The 14973-nt window shown below is 48.6% G+C and carries 12 protein-coding genes; all 12 read right to left on the bottom strand.

The genetic code is table 11. The annotated features are described in order from the left end of the window. Positions 1-82 precede the first annotated feature (82 nt). A complete protein-coding gene (locus tag JJQ72_RS00835; protein ID WP_208202427.1) occupies positions 83-1426 on the bottom strand; it encodes an MFS transporter in 1344 nt (447 codons plus the stop codon). Positions 1427-1506: 80 nt separating this feature from the next. Then, positions 1507-2484, bottom strand: coding sequence for a LacI family DNA-binding transcriptional regulator (locus tag JJQ72_RS00830; RefSeq protein WP_208202426.1), 978 nt, complete (start codon positions 2482-2484; stop codon positions 1507-1509). Positions 2485-2500: 16 nt separating this feature from the next. After that, positions 2501-3661 carry an alpha/beta hydrolase gene (locus JJQ72_RS00825; RefSeq protein ID WP_208202425.1) on the bottom strand — a complete coding sequence of 387 codons (1161 nt, stop codon included), beginning with the start codon at positions 3659-3661 and terminating at the stop codon, positions 2501-2503. After that, positions 3615-4976, bottom strand: coding sequence for an alpha/beta hydrolase (locus JJQ72_RS00820; protein WP_208202424.1), 1362 nt, complete (start codon positions 4974-4976; stop codon positions 3615-3617). Before JJQ72_RS00820 ends, JJQ72_RS00825 begins: the two co-directional genes overlap by 47 nt. A 183-nt stretch (positions 4977-5159) precedes the next feature. Beyond that, the gene (locus JJQ72_RS00815; protein ID WP_233281011.1) at positions 5160-5624 is read right to left on the bottom strand and encodes a small multi-drug export protein; all 465 of its coding nucleotides are present in this window, start codon (positions 5622-5624) and stop codon (positions 5160-5162) included. Between the two features lie 129 nt (positions 5625-5753). Then, positions 5754-6377: an FMN-dependent NADH-azoreductase gene (locus JJQ72_RS00810; RefSeq protein WP_208202423.1), complete on the bottom strand. Its 624-nt coding sequence runs from the start codon at positions 6375-6377 to the stop codon at positions 5754-5756. A 312-nt stretch (positions 6378-6689) separates the two neighbouring features. Beyond that, entirely contained in the window at positions 6690-6812 is a 123-nt protein-coding gene (locus JJQ72_RS20610) for a hypothetical protein (RefSeq protein WP_279591672.1), read from the bottom strand. 86 nt (positions 6813-6898) lie between these two features. After that, positions 6899-8509, bottom strand: coding sequence for a Na/Pi cotransporter family protein (locus JJQ72_RS00805; RefSeq protein ID WP_208202422.1), 1611 nt, complete (start codon positions 8507-8509; stop codon positions 6899-6901). 177 nt (positions 8510-8686) lie between these two features. Continuing rightward, positions 8687-9070: a hypothetical protein gene (locus JJQ72_RS00800; RefSeq protein ID WP_208202421.1), complete on the bottom strand. Its 384-nt coding sequence runs from the start codon at positions 9068-9070 to the stop codon at positions 8687-8689. A 573-nt stretch (positions 9071-9643) separates the two neighbouring features. Next, entirely contained in the window at positions 9644-10033 is a 390-nt protein-coding gene (locus JJQ72_RS00795) for a DUF4160 domain-containing protein (RefSeq protein ID WP_208202420.1), read from the bottom strand. Between the two features lie 12 nt (positions 10034-10045). Then, positions 10046-11152 carry a restriction endonuclease subunit S gene (locus JJQ72_RS20695; RefSeq protein ID WP_347880713.1) on the bottom strand — a complete coding sequence of 369 codons (1107 nt, stop codon included), beginning with the start codon at positions 11150-11152 and terminating at the stop codon, positions 10046-10048. Positions 11153-11378: 226 nt separating this feature from the next. Further along, the gene (gene hsdR, locus JJQ72_RS00780) at positions 11379-14642 is read right to left on the bottom strand and encodes a type I restriction-modification system endonuclease (protein WP_208202418.1); all 3264 of its coding nucleotides are present in this window, start codon (positions 14640-14642) and stop codon (positions 11379-11381) included. Between the last annotated feature and the right edge of the window lie 331 nt (positions 14643-14973).

Here is a 14973-nt window from a genome sequence, read left to right as displayed (position 1 = left end):
GCCATACTGTTAACGCTTTCTATCCTATCAAATCTATGAGCAGCGCTGCAAACGTTCCCAGAGTGAGAAGCCGTCCCTGTCCTTAATCGAAATCTCTGATCGGCTTCAACCCGGCGAAGCTTAATATACCAAGAACCGACAGCAGCAGTCCGATGATCAGCAGTGTTGGAGCCGGGCCGTAAAGATCGGCTGCAAAGGCAGACAGGACCAGCCCCGCTGGCGGCAGGACACTGGTCAGGGAGCCCAGAATGCCAAAGGCACGACCGAGCATATCCGGCTGAACCCGCAGGCGAAGCAGGATTTGCACCAGCAGCGTTGCAAAGGCAAACATGAACCCCGCCGCAAAGATGAGGAGCACGGAAATGACCAGACTGCGGCTAAAGGTCATCAGCACGAACACGGGACCCAGTGAGAAAATGCCCGCAAAGATCAGCCAGCCGCGCCGGCGAAGCCGTTGATCCAGCGTCAGAATGAGAAAAGATCCCGTCAGGTAGCCTACCGGAAAGGCGGCTTCAATCAGGCCAAAGCCCGCTGGATTCACCTTCCACACTTTAACGGCTACAACCTGAATGAGCATGAGACAGGAGGTAAAGAACAGCATCAGGGACGGAGACAAAATCATGACAGACCGCGCGGCAGCATCGTTTTTCATGAATTGAAGACCGCTCCACATCTCGCTGAGCAGCTTTTTGCGCGGTGGATGGCTCTTACAGTTCAAGGACTCCTGTACCGGGTCTGGCGGAGCAGCAAGCTCCTCTCCCTCTCCCGCCCTTATGCCCTGACGCTCCCTTGCTGCGATATAGGCTCCTGCCTGTGAGATCAGGATGGCTGACAAAAGGAAGGTAAAGCTGTCCACCCAGATCGCAGCCACGCCTCCGAACCACGTAATGACAACACCACCCAGTGCCAGGCCGCTGACACGCGCAATGTTCTCCATAATGTTGACCAGGCTCGTAGAGCGCTGGATCTGGTCCTGCCCGGCAAACCGAACGAGAGAGGTCTGCATCGAGGGAGAATGAAAAAGCCCGGATATCGCTGTCATTCCAACAAGAATCAATACCGCAAAGGTAAGCTGCGGCGCCAGCCCGATCACCAGGGCAATGCCTGCCGTGCACAAGGCTCGCAGCAGATCTGCTGCTGTCATCAGCCGAATCCGGTTACTCCGGTCCGACACGGTTCCTGCTACCGCCCCGAATAAAAGCGAGCTTAGCATGTAGATGCCCATCACCAATGACATCATCCTGGCACTGCCTGTCGTTTCCAGAATCCACAGACTCAGCGCAATCGACTGAAATCCATTGCCAAACACACTCAGAGAATAGCCGGACAGAAGCAGCAAAAAGGGCCGGTTATGCCATAGTGATGCACTGCTTGCAGACGACCGCACGGCGTTTTCTGCTCCCGGCTGTTTCCACTCAGCTTGCATATGAGTTCCCCCTTTCCGACTTAATCGTTTAAGCTCAAGCGCTAAAGCAAGCCGAAGCGCGTCGGCTTCGGCTCCTTACTTTAAGTCAAAGAAATCGTTATATATTGCTTGAAGGGCTGCTTTTCCGCGTGTCCGTCCGTGACCGTCTCCTCCGCCATACTCCCGCTCTGGATGTAATGCTTGATCAGTTCCAGAGCAGCCGCAAGATGAGGCTGACCCGTCTCCATCTGCAGGGTCTTCACTTCAGGCGGAAGCAGCTGCGGATAGCCGCTTGTGCACAGGACCGTTAGCTCCAATTGCAGCTCCCGGCTCAAGCCCAGCAGAGGCAGTGCCGCAAATTCGTTGATTACGACGCCTTGATGACCTTGAAACCGCTCCAGAAAGCGTGGCAGCTCCTTCTCATTCTCGGTATCCAGCACAAAAATATGATCTCGCTGAAAGCCAGAAGCAGAAATCATCTCCTGGTTCAGCTCTTCATTCACCCGTGTACCCATAATCAGGAAGCCACCTCCTGCTGCCTCTCCGACCTGCTCTCTCCACCGTTGAAAGGCAGCAGGGTAATCCAGAACCACCTTGTGGAACAAAGGGTCCTCGATGATGCTGTCAAGCAGAACGACGGGGACACCGCGATGAAAGTGAACCGAGATGTCTGGAAAGACCTCTTTTTTCACATCGACCAGCAGCACGCCGTCAATCTCACGCTGCTGGATAATATCAAGCTTCGGCTGATCGGCGTCTACACCCATCACGAGCAAATGATATCCTTCTGCCTTGCACAGGGCTTCCATCCGCTCGCACAGCGCTCCATAATATAACTGCTTCCACTGGCTGTCATTGTCGCTGCGGCTGTAGAGCAGAGCGAGCATGCCTGATTTACCCTTCACCAGCGACCTGGCTGTAAGGCTGGGAACATAATGAAGCCGCGAAGCAATTTCCTGCACCCGCTGCCTCGTTTCTTCTGATATACTTTGCCCCGGGGCTTTATTGAGGATATAACTAACTGTAGCAACCGACACCCCGGCTTCCCGGGCAATATCCTTCATTGTAAATTTTCTCATTGGTAAGCATGCACCTCTACGGACGCCATCCTTTCACGCTGCATTCCAGCCTCATATCATGGTCCCATGTAATACGGCGGAAGGGCAGCTCTTCTCCTGCAGGTCCTGCTTCATGATACCCCAGATCGGTGTGAATCCGGAAGCGGACTCCCATACCCTTGGGCAGCTTGAATGTGCCGCCGAATACGCCGGCCGAGATTCGAGGAACCGCCAGCTTCCCGATCCATATCATATCCTTCGCCGGCGTTCCTGGCGGAACCTTAATCGACAGTTCAACCTGCACCCGCTCCCGGGCGTCATGGCTGTATCGTTTATCCCGCTTTGGCAGGCCCGTACGAGCCCATGGAGGCTCACCCTCACTCTCACAAGCCGGCGTACCAAATAGATAAAGCAACGGCAAATGCACCCGCTCAGCCCAATCCTGCTCTGTATGGGCGGCATACGGCCACTCCCGGTACACCAGATCGTGATCCTGCTGAAAACCGAGCTCCACCAGCTCATCAGCGACGGAACGTACATGCCGAACCAGAATGTTATCCTCAATGCCTCCGATATCCATCCATATGTTCACGTTTGGCCGGTGCTCATAGCGATTGTAGAAGCGCGTCTCCTCCAGCGTATTCAGCTCCAGGCGGTAAAAATACGGTGATAGAATGCCCAGCTTGGAAAATACATCCGGATTGCGAAAGCCCAGATGGTAGGTGACCAACCCTCCCATAGAAGAGCCCATGAGCGCGGTATTGTCTCTGTCCGAAAGCGTGCGATACCTGGCGTCTATAAAAGGCTTCAGCTCCTGAATCAGGAACTGCTCGTAGCGCTCGCCCTCACAGTGAATATCCGGGGCCCCCGGAATCCTCCCATCCTGCAGCGGAAAGCTGTATTCGTGACTCCGGGCCTCTCCCCGGTTATCGATCCCGACGATCAGAATTTCCTGCAGCCGCCCCTCGGCAATAAGGCGGTCTGTCGTTTCATGCATGTGCCAGGAAGTGCCGGACATCGGATTGGGATCGAACAAGCCCTGTCCGTCATGCATATATAGCACCGGATACCGAAGTTCCTCCTCTTCGCAATAGCTTGGGGGAAGATACACGCGGATGCTCCGCGAATGTCCCAGGACAGACGATTCAAAGTCAGGAATAATCTCCAGCCGATGATCCAAAAATGCTGCTTTGCTCATGCTCCCACTCCTCTACTTGAAAATGAAGGCGTCTGGGCTCACACGTATTGAATTCCCGGTAGCTGTCCGCCTTTTCATGAACGCCAAAGCCTTTCGAAATTTTCACCTGAAAATAAAGGTCCCGCGGCAGCAAATAGCGGCCATAATAAAGCCCCTCTTCAGCTCGCGGAATTTCAAAACCGCAGTGAATGGAATCATCCCTTATGGTAGAAGTCGGCACGGTCACGGTCACTTCCACTTCGACGAGCTCAGTGTGCCCAGCAGCAATCTCAACCGAAAAGGACTCCGTAATGCCGCCATAGTGGATCCGTACCTGCGCTGCTCCCTGCTGAAGCGGGATGACCGCCCCGTCGCTCTTTACCTCCAGCATCTCCGGCGGCTCGGCCTGGTATCGCGCATGCAGCAGCGTCATCTGAAATCCACTGGTATACTGTGCCTTCGGATGAAGATGAAAGCCTTTCTCCTCAAGGACAATCTCCTTCCGTCCCGGAAGCTCCAGCGTAATCGGCTGTCCCAGGTCACCAAAGAAATAGAGCAGCGGGCAAGCTGCACGCTGCCGCCATGCACTCTGGGTGTGTGCCGCCGCCTCATCCACCAGAAACATCAGATCCTTCCCGGGCTGAAAGCCAAGCTCAATCAGCTCATCAGCGAACTGACGAACCTGACTCACCATGAACGTTCCCTCCACTCCCCCGATATCTAGCCAGACCGACACCGGCGGCTTCTCCTCATATCGGCGATACATATTCATTTGGCTGACAGGGGGCTTCCCGCCAGCCTCTCCCTGTTCATTTACGAGGGTGTGCACGAGAAACGGAGACATCAGTCCGATCTTTCCGAATGAATCCGGCCGGTGAAAGCCAATGTGATAAGAGACGAGCGCTCCTGCGGAAGACCCCAGCAGGGCGGTATGCTCCGGTCCCGTGCGTGTGCGGAAATCCCGGTCGATCCGCGGCATGACTTCAGAGATCAGAAACTCCTCATAGGCCTCTCCCTTGCACTCAGCATGGAAGATGTCCTTGACGCCCGGGTTATCATGAAAATACTCCGACACACGCTGATGGGTCACTGAGGATACCGCAACGATGATGATCTCCTCCATGACTCCTTGAGAGATCAACTCCTCCGCCGTGAGGTGTAGATCCCAGGAATCTCCACGCTCATCCCCGGCAAACATATGCTGTCCGTCATGGACATACAAGACAGGGTAATGGCGGTCGTCCTCCTTCTCATAAGAAGGAGGCAGATATACAAAAATATCCCGGCTGTTATGAAGGCTTGATGAGTACATGTCTTTCAACGTGATGATGGGCATAAGACACACTCCACTCTCATTATACTGGGGTCCAAGTCGACTTAAACGTTTAAGTCATCATTTATTTGCAGTTTAGCCGCCCGTATAGCTTCTGTCAAGGATAGGTTTGGCTTCCATATAAAAAGACAGCCCTCTCTTTGAAAGGACTGTCTTGCCATGTATTTATCGAAAACAGCTGTGATCTTATCCACGAAACGACTGGAACCAGTCAACCCCGTACATGGATGCCAGCGTAAATACAAGACTCCACAGCGCCAGGCTTATCGTCATCCATATTAATGCCAGGTGCTTCTTGGCCCCGAACACAATCGCGATGAATATCGCAATATGCGAGCCGATCAGCAGCGGACCCAGCAAGGACAAGCCCGGCAGGCCGTACTTGTTCCAGAGTGCAATCGCTCGATCACTTTTCTTGTTTGGCTTACCCAGAGCCTCTTTCTTTGCCGCTCTCCACTGCCGGATTTTGTCGAAGAACACCACCAACCCATACACCGTGGCCAAATTCCCAAGAAAAGCCATCGTCCCGGTCAACACCGGATTCAAGCCGGCTAAAATGCCGAGCGGGATTACTGCAGCAATCTCGATCCAGGGTACCGCCCCCATAAGAAACACAAGTATGTATTGCCAAGCCTCACCAAAAAAATCCAAGCTTCGTTCCCCCCTTCATGCTGTCTCTATTGTAACCGGAGCCCGCCGTTAATTCCAAGACAGAATCTAAATAACCGCCGCCCCTTAAAGGGGACAGGCGGTTATTTATACTCCAGCGTGTTTTTCAGATTAGAAGCTTGCAGCTGCCTTCTTCGCACGCGCTACGCCATCAGCAACCAGGGCTTCTGCCTGATCCCGCATTTGGTTGTGGCCTTCGACGATGATAAACTCAAAGTTATGAACTCCGAAAAAGGACAGCATGTTCCGCATATAATTCAAAGACATTTCACTGGCCGCAGCCGGACCCTCGGAGTACATACCACCACGGGCATTGATCAGTGCCACCTTCTTGTCCGGGATCAGGCCGACCGGACCAGTCTCGGTATATTTGAAGGTCTTGCCCGCTTGTGTAATGTAGTCCATATAGGTGTGCAGTACCGCAGGAATACTCAGGTTCCACAGCGGAAAACCGAAGACCACCTTGTCTGCAGCCAAAAATTGATTAATATATTTATCGGATACAGCGACGGCTGCCTGCTCACCCGGTGTCAGCTCCATGCCCTGGGCTGCTTTATAGTTTCCGTTGATCATGTCGGAATTCAAATATGGCAGCTCTTCCTGAAACAGGTCCAGCTCGATGATCTCATCCTCGCTATGGGTCGCTTTGTAGCTCTCCAGAAATGCTTCGTACAGCTTCACACTCACCGCTGCATCTCCGCGGTCATTGGCTTTAACAAATAATACAGTACTCATGGAATTCCCTCCGCCTTCTCTATTCGTATTAACTTTTAGTAAGCAACTTTAAACTTTATTCTAATCAGGAATGGCTGTCCATGCATCGGCTAAAAGGCTGATTTATGGCTTGCATCTATCCCCAAAGGTCTTAGGACTATACCTAGGTCTATGTAGCGAGAAACGGGGCCTGCTTCATCCTGACTCAAGCTGCGCTCTTCCTCCCTGACGTGTCCCTTCACGTAGCTGGCGCGGAGCGACAACCGCAAATCATCCTCTATAAACAGCGATAACTGCTGCAACCCGAAGGCTTCTCCAATGCACTGAACAGCCTTAGCCGGCATTCTCTGCATATCCTGCAGTCCGTTCAGCTGCTGAACGACATCGTTCAGCTTCGCATACAGCCTCCAGCAGCTTGTAGAGCACCTGATCCAGCATCGGCTTCATCTCGTTCATGCTGTCCACCAGGAAGCAATGTCAGACAGCGAAAAAAAAACGGCAGGGACCTTCAGGCCCTGCCGGCAGATTAAAATCGAACTGCATTATTTACTCAGAACAAACTGAGCAATGTTCTTGCTGTGGTCGCCAATCCGCTCCAGGTTGGTCAGGAGATCCAGATAAATCGTGCCGGTTCCACCGGAGCACAGGTTCTGATTCAGGCGCTTGATATGATTCTGGCGGTATTCAGCCTCCAGCTCATCCAGCCGGCCTTCCAGGACCAGTACCTCATTCGCCGCATCTACATCATGATGCTCCAGCGCCGTCAGTGCCTGGGATACTGCCTGATCCGCTACCTCCATCATGGTTCGAAGCTCGTTCTCTGCATCCGCAGATAGATCCAGCTTGTTGCTGAACCGGAACTCCGCAAGCTCCACTACATTCTCGGCATGATCGCCAATCCGCTCCAGATCACTTACGGTCTGGAACCATCCCGTAGCGCTCTCGGATTCACCTGGCGACAAGCCAATCTGATGGATTTTCATAATATAGTCTGTAATCTTGCGGTTCAGCTCATTGACCAGCTCCTCCTTCTGGAAGGAAGCCTCCGCCAATTTATTGTCCTTGCTAAAGAAGAACCCGGTCGCATCCTTGAAAGACTCATGTGCATAGCGTCCCATGCGCACAATTTCGTGCTGAGCTTGTCCGAGTGCCATTGCCGGGGTTGCCAGCAACCGGTCGTCCAGATAGATCGCCTTGAATTGAATTTCCTCCATCTTGCCCGGAATGCTCTTCGTCACGAGCCACGCCAGCACAGGAATCAACGGCAGGAAGATCAGTGTATTCGTAAAGTTAAACAAGCCATGCGCGTACGCAATCTGCATCCGGATGTTCACATCCTCGCCCAACCACAGGACGAGCTTCTCCACCGGAACCAGCAGCAGCGTAAAGATAATCGTACCGATCACGTTAAAAATGACGTGCACAAGCGCTGTCCGTTTGGCAGCCACCGAAGCGCCGATCGAAGCCAGCACCGCTGTAATCGTCGTTCCGATGTTATCCCCGAACAGAATTGGCAGCGCGCCGCGCAGGCTGACCATGCCCTCGTCTGCAATGGTCTGCAAAATCCCGATGGTCGCACTGGAGCTCTGGACAATCATCGTGAACACGGTGCCTACCAGAACGCCCAGGATCGGCTGATCGGCCAGATCGACCATAAAGCCCGTAAAAGCCTCCAGCTCACGCAGGGGCTTCAATCCGCCGCCCATCGTCGAAAGACCCAGAAACAGTGTACCGAAGCCGAAAATAACCTGTCCGATATACTGATAGCTTTTTTTGCTGATGAAGAACAGGAAGAAAGCACCCACCGCGATAATCGGGAGAGCGTACTCTTCAATCTTGACCCCGACGATGAAGGCAGTCAGCGTGGTACCGATATTGGCACCCATGACGACCCCGATGGCTTGTCTCATCGTCATCAAGCCCGCATTCACGAGGCCGATCGCCATAACGGTCGTACCGGTTGACGTCTGGATCAGGATCGTGACGAAAATACCGACCAGCACGCCGAGAATCGGATTAGAGGTGTACCGCTCCAGAATGCCGCGCATTTTGTCGCCTGCCGACTTTTGGAGTCCATCCGACATATATTTAATGCCGAAGAGGAAAATACCCAGCCCTCCAACAAATTTAAACAAAATCTCCTGCCAATCCAAAATAGATCCCCCTCTAGTTGTGTGGTTACATACCATACTTAATTTAGCACATTGTAAAGGGAATATAAATTATTAATTATATTTTTGTAAAGTCAGGATGTACTTTTCGTTCTAAAGGCTTGTAAAAAGACATCCTGCCTTACTATGGATCAAGATTTGGAATCATATACACGCCAATCAGGAATGTAGGGCAGGGCTTGATTCTTTGAGAAACGACAGCGCTTCTTCATAGCTGTTCCAATGCGACTCCGTGCTGTGCTGAGACTGCCTGGCAGAGCGGTTCAGCTGCATCTTGGTGATGACCCCGTCCACGATGACTGCAGCCCGCTGCATGCCGAATTTCAGCAGCTCCTTCTGGTGCTCCACCAGCTTTGCCTGAGACTCCGGCATGAATGCCTTCACCTTTCGCATATCGACTAGTACGTCAAAGGTCCCACCCAGCTGCAGCGCAAATCGTTCAATCTGAGATGTAATATGATCAAAATCCTCGGGCTGTGCTTGTTGTTCCCACACAATCTCGATAATTCTGTGGTTCTGGTCCAAAATTTTTGTAGATGACATCTGCATCGCTCCCGTTCTGATTTGTATGATGTATGTATAATGTTTGTCAATTGTTATTATACGCTATCCAGATTGCATTCGACAAGTTTCGGTATTAAAAAAGAGGACAAGGCGATTTCTCTGTTATCAAGAAACATGATGCTCTTGTGTAATCTCAAAACACTCGAAAGTTCCGATCTTTAATCATTGCTGTTTCGGGCATAGAAAAAACCGCCAAGCACTCGGAATCCCTTGTGTTTAGCGGCTTTATTTCATATGGAGCCTAGGGGGATTGAACCCCTGACCTCATCGCTGCCAGTGTGGTATGCTCTGTTTCCTGTTATGAACCGAATTGTTCGAAAGCCTGCTGTAGTAAGGGTTTTCGGACCTCGGTTTGATTTGCTGTATCCTTGGATTTCCGACGATAAACCAAGGTTCGTGATCATAGATGTGATCACAACTGTCTATCGCGGCTCTATAATATCGCATCTACAGTCTTAGCGACAATTATGATATCCCTTATAAAGCACGCCATAATTGGCTTTTGTTCGCCCCTCATCGATGTCTAAATATTCACCATAAGTCATCACAGGGCTAAATAGTACAATAGATATTAGTTGGTCTTGAACTTCTCCATCTCTTCCAGAGCTTTCTTCTTCTTTTGTACCAGAATTCACGAATTAATGTCTCTATGTGCTGTGGAAATCTTCCTGCTAGATTACTACAATCTTTTAACCTATAACTTGCAGCTCTACCACCTGATTCAACATGAAAATGTGGTGTATGCATATGTGATCCACTTTCATCAGTTCTAATGATAAATCTTAAGTCTTTATAAGTTGCAACCAGCATGGACATGCCAGTTGCATTATGTTGTGAAATTCGTATGTCTGTTTGCATAATGTCATGTAGAAGTGTCTTAAGTTCATCCTCTAATCCATCGTTCACTTTCTTATTAAATAGCCTTTTTATCCAAGATAACATTGCCGCTCTCTCCTATAAATACGCTGCTTTAAGCAGTTCTATAGCACTTGCCTCAGCAGGATCATTTGAACCTAACTCACCACGAAAAGCACGAGCGAGTATGGCTTTCTTCATTGTTTCAACAGTCTCAATAATATTACATAATGCTTTTGCCTTTTCTTCTTGTTCAAGAAGTCTGTTAATCGTAGAAATGATCTCGATTTGCTCTTCTTTAGAAGGAATTAAAACATCATACTTGTACAGCGCAGTCGTTTCAATGCTTTCTACTGTGGTACCACTTTTTGAGCAGTTCTCTCTGATATCACTTTCATGAGAAATACAAAACCAATATAAATATTCCAGTTCAATTCCTTCGGGAATCAATGCTTTCAAATCTTGGTTTACAGTGATTTTATCTTTTGCGATTGATATTGGTAAGATTCTTCTTAATATACCGCTTCTCATTACGAAGAGAAGAGACGGTTGCTTGATCAATTGCGTAGAAGATTCGACTACAGCAACGTCGGTAATATGGTCAATCGTATCTATAATGTATTTTTCTTTCATATCCTTTGGTGTTACCCACATTATTGTGCCGTTCTCCCAGTATGAACTTACAGATTTGCTCGGTGTCCCACCACCATACCATTTTCCACAATCTCTCAACTTCTTCGTTTGCCAACTGTCCATTCTCAAACCTTGCTCTTCACGCCACTTCGCAGTGAGCTCCCCTGTAAAAGCTTTGTATAGGATAGCGGCTTTACGTGTTTCAAAGCTATCTAAAGCATTTTGTGCCAATTCCTTTGCCTGATCAAGCTTAACAAACAGGCGTTCAATACGGTCAACGATGCGTTGTTGTTCAGGCATAGGCGGAAGTGGAAATGCATATGTCTTAAGTTTTCCAATACTCGTTCTCGCCCTAGTAATTCCTTGCGTCTCTGCAGTAATTTGATTTCTGAAGGTGTTGCTATTTATACCATATAGCAGGTATTTTGTATTTATTGATTTCTTAGGTACTAACTTTACTGCATCAGATGAAAGAACATACGCCTTTTCATCATTTGGGACAATAATGGCCCTCCCAGCTGGCATCATTTTAGCAATGACAATATCACCTGGCTTTACTAAGCTTCGTGAAATGGTTTCCGCATGTTCGAAGGTTGTATACCTTGTATTGTCTTCTCTCCATCCACTTTCACCGATGTTGCTTAACTGAACTATTCGAACCTCTTTACGATCAGTATAATGTTCTGTCTTTAGATTGCTTCGGTATAGGTAAGCTCCGTTACATACTGATGATACGTAATGCCGTCATCTCGGAGAACATTACATAGGTTCCATAGTTTAGATACGATCTCTTGGTTTTTCACGCTGATTGTCCCCCGTCTTCAAATAAGTACTGATTCAATTCTGTAATAATGGTATCGAGTTGCTCACGGAAAATCTTATTCATGCGATTATAGCCGCCTTGATTCTTGAATGCGCCCGTATTAAATAGACCACGATCCAATAACGGTTCGTGCAACAATACCGTTTCAATTCGCCCAAGCCAATCCAGCTCCATCTTACTAAAGGAGTGCTTCTGTTTCAGCTTGGTAATGGCATGTTTTGTGCGTTCTGATCGGCTAACGAGTGCAGATCCAAGCGCTTCCTTGCGAATAAAGCTAATGATATCCGCTGTAATGTCCTCATTAGACAGCTGCTTCCAGGCAGAATTCAGCTGCTGTTCTGAAAACCCTTCGCGATCCAGTTCCATTCGCAGGCTTTGTAAGCTTTCCCGCGTAAGAGCACTAGGTTTTGTACAAACCACTTGAAGCGCGGCGATTTTGTTCATGTTATTCGTTATGAATGCTTTGAACTCATCCAAGTAATCTTTCGGCTTTAAGCCTTTGCCATAGCCGCGTTCATGTGATTCGAGTTTATCCTCTTTATCCGAAATCACCACAGCTCTGGACTTACCTATGCCGCCTTCATTCATAATACCAAAGACTTTTCGATGCTCAAGTACGTAGGATTTAGCCTCTTCCACTGGCATTTGTTTGACTTTCTCGATGAACTGATCAGGCGAAGCACCTTGCGCGATGTCTCTAAAATGAGCCAAAGCATCTTGCGTCATGTTCCGCTTCTTGCGCTGCAGCTTGGCCACGATGAGATCAATTTGATTTTGCAACTGCTTTTCGGTCGGCAGAGCATCAAGTCCATCCAGCAAATCATCAAAAGATGTAGAAGGCTGGATCACGACCTGTTTCATCGTATTCACGTCCTCAAGCGACTCATATACGCCAACTGGATCGTAGATTTCAAAATGCGTCTTACCGATCTCAGGACAGAGACGGGTGGCACGTCCCATCATCTGTTCAAAGAGAATACGTGACTTGACCCTACGCATGAAGACTAGAGTAGTAATCTTTGGCACATCAATGCCAGTCGTTAAAAGATCAACTGTAACGACGATATTGGGATATCGTTCATTCTTGAAGCGTTTAATAGCTTCTATTACTTTCTTTGGATTCCCACCGCCGATGCTGCCTGTTATCTTCGTGATAGCATCGTTGTCTACACCGAATGGTTCGTAAACCTCTTTGAGCAGTTTCACGATGACATCGGCATGGCTTTCGTCAACGGCAAAGATTAGTGTCTTCGCGTCGCCCTCTGGATTGATATCCTCAGCAATTTCAGTCAAAACAGTACGGTTGAAGTTCTCTGTGATGACCTGGCGGTTAAACTTCTCTACATCGAATTTCAACTCATCTTCCAACTCGCCACTATTTGTAATTTCTCCCGTTACAGGATCGTAAATCGGGACAACTTCACCTTTCTGGTAGGTGATTCCTTCTTTGCTAAGCTTGGTAACAATCGTGTGCGGTGCATCATGATCGACAAGGAAGCCTTCGACAACAGCACGACGATATGTATAATTGAACACAGGCTGACCAAAAATCTGTGTCGTTTGAATGGCAGGAGTAGCCGTTAAACCAATTTTGACCGCATTAAAGTAGTCGATAACAGCGCTGTATTTGCTCATGTAATCTTCCTGATTGCGATATAGCAGCTCGTCGTCGCTCATGTCTTTGTCTAAGATATAGCCGCGGTGCGCTTCATCTACAATAATAAGGTCATAGTCAGAAACAGCAGGAATGGTTTCTCCTTCATTGTAGAGTACGCGCTTGACCAAACTCTGTACCGTGGCGACATGCACCTTGGTCTCTCTATCAATGTCTTTGTCGCTGAGCTCCTTGATGTTGTAGATGTTATCTAGTGTCATGAGCTCTTCGATTTTGACTTCCTTGAACACATCTTGCGCCTGTTCACCAAGCGAAGTACGGTCAACAAGGAACAAGATACGTTGGAAACGGCTGGTTTTCAAGAAACGATACAACATGCCCAAAATCGTTCGCGTCTTACCTGTTCCCGTAGCCATCGATAGAAGTACTTTGTCCTGTCCATTGATAATGGCTTGTTCAGCGGCTTCAATCGCTTCAATCTGGTATTCGCGAAGGTTGAGGCCATCTGGGTCACGCAGCAAATCATAAGGTGTAGCAGCCAGGGCTTGATCGGCTGTATCCGTATCTTTATTCAATAACTCCATAATGCCATCTGGACTCATCCAGCCTTGAAGGGCTTTGGAGATATTGGATTGTTTACGCACATCGAGGAACCAGATCCCTGATTTTGTCTCAAGTTGCTTCAAGTACTTCCGACCATTCGTTGCAAATACAAAAGGTACTTTATACTGACTCCAAGTTCCCACTTGATAAGGGGCATGCTCTTCACTTATAGCTTGTGCATATTCCTTACACTGGTTATCAATTACGGATGGAATATCGGTGTACTGTCGCTTCGCTTCAATAATGCCGACCATCTGAAGCCCAACGAATAAAGCGTAATCAGAATAACCAGTTTTTCCGCTGGAATTGCGTGTCGGCCATTCAGCAATCGCAAGATTATGGCCTTTTTGTGGACGCGTTCCTTTCGAATACCGCAGATGAACTGTATCTGCTTCCCATCCCACTTTGCGTAGCTGCTCGTCGATAATATACCTCGTCTGCGCCTCGGATAGTTGAAGTTGCTGGGCTGCGCGACTTCCTCTAGAGGTACGTTCCTCGATGGAGATCGATGGGGTTGCTTTTGATTGTTCAGCAAGCTTGGTCAGTTCTTCGATCTTTGCTTCTTTCTCACGAAGAATCGCTTCGTAATCAACCTTAGCTTGAAACTTTTCAAGAGGCAACACAAACCGTACGGGATTATACTGCCAGTCTCCATACGTTTGCATGAACCAAATGCTCAACTCATGTGCCATGCCCATGAGAACTTTACATTGTTCAAGTGAATCGTAGTTGGCATGAACAGCTTTATTTCGAGCCATTCGCAAGCTGTATAAGATATCATCAATTTCACGTGGCAGCAACCCTTGCCCCTTCAATAGCTTAATACGATTTGCATGAGTATTATCATAGCTTGGGGGTTGAATACCATCGAATTGCATCATGAAATTGACGACTGTTTCGCCCAGTAAACCTAGCTTGATCAAGCAAGAATTGGGATCTGAATAAAGATATTCTTCAGCGGTTGCACCTATTTGAGCAAGTACAGGGAAGTTACTGTCTAAGAATGTAAAATTAGTTTCCATTTTTATTCTCCTCTAATAATCATACCTGTCTGACATAGGTGTCGGTAGAAACTGAAGCTGAAAGCTGACTAGATATCGCTCTCATGAAATACAACTTTTGTCCTACTAATTCGACAAACCAAGAAGAAATACCTGCTATGAAGCCAAAAAGCGCCTCGGTGGGCGCTTATTGTCTATTCAAGCTCATCTGCAATGTTTTAGATTCATATATCATCTCGTTCATGTCTTCATTCAAACTAAGGAAGACTTGCCCCGAACCATCAATATCAATCGTGATGTCATTCGTATCCAGTAGGTGATACGGAATGAATCCTGTTATGGCTCTTGTTCT

The sequence above is a fragment of the Paenibacillus sp. F411 genome, assembly GCF_017582705.1.
In the GTDB taxonomy this organism is placed as follows: Bacteria; Bacillota; Bacilli; order Paenibacillales; family Paenibacillaceae; genus Paenibacillus_AQ; species Paenibacillus_AQ algicola.
The sequence above is the reverse complement of the archived record's forward strand: the minus strand, read 5'-3'. Positions and strand labels throughout refer to the sequence as shown.

What these genes read in the sequence shown, in the direction of transcription:
- hsdR (WP_208202418.1), bottom strand. Translation starts at nt 14,642, where the DNA reads ATGGAAACTAATTTTACATTCTTAGACAGTAACTTCCCTGTACTTGCT.
- JJQ72_RS00835 (WP_208202427.1), bottom strand. Translation starts at nt 1,426, where the DNA reads ATGCAAGCTGAGTGGAAACAGCCGGGAGCAGAAAACGCCGTGCGGTCG.
- JJQ72_RS00810 (WP_208202423.1), bottom strand. Translation starts at nt 6,377, where the DNA reads ATGAGTACTGTATTATTTGTTAAAGCCAATGACCGCGGAGATGCAGCG.
- JJQ72_RS00820 (WP_208202424.1), bottom strand. Translation starts at nt 4,976, where the DNA reads ATGCCCATCATCACGTTGAAAGACATGTACTCATCAAGCCTTCATAAC.
- JJQ72_RS20610 (WP_279591672.1), bottom strand. Translation starts at nt 6,812, where the DNA reads ATGAACGAGATGAAGCCGATGCTGGATCAGGTGCTCTACAAGCTGCTG.
- JJQ72_RS00830 (WP_208202426.1), bottom strand. Translation starts at nt 2,484, where the DNA reads ATGAGAAAATTTACAATGAAGGATATTGCCCGGGAAGCCGGGGTGTCG.
- JJQ72_RS00825 (WP_208202425.1), bottom strand. Translation starts at nt 3,661, where the DNA reads ATGAGCAAAGCAGCATTTTTGGATCATCGGCTGGAGATTATTCCTGAC.
- JJQ72_RS00795 (WP_208202420.1), bottom strand. Translation starts at nt 10,033, where the DNA reads ATGTTATCTTGGATAAAAAGGCTATTTAATAAGAAAGTGAACGATGGA.
- JJQ72_RS00800 (WP_208202421.1), bottom strand. Translation starts at nt 9,070, where the DNA reads ATGTCATCTACAAAAATTTTGGACCAGAACCACAGAATTATCGAGATT.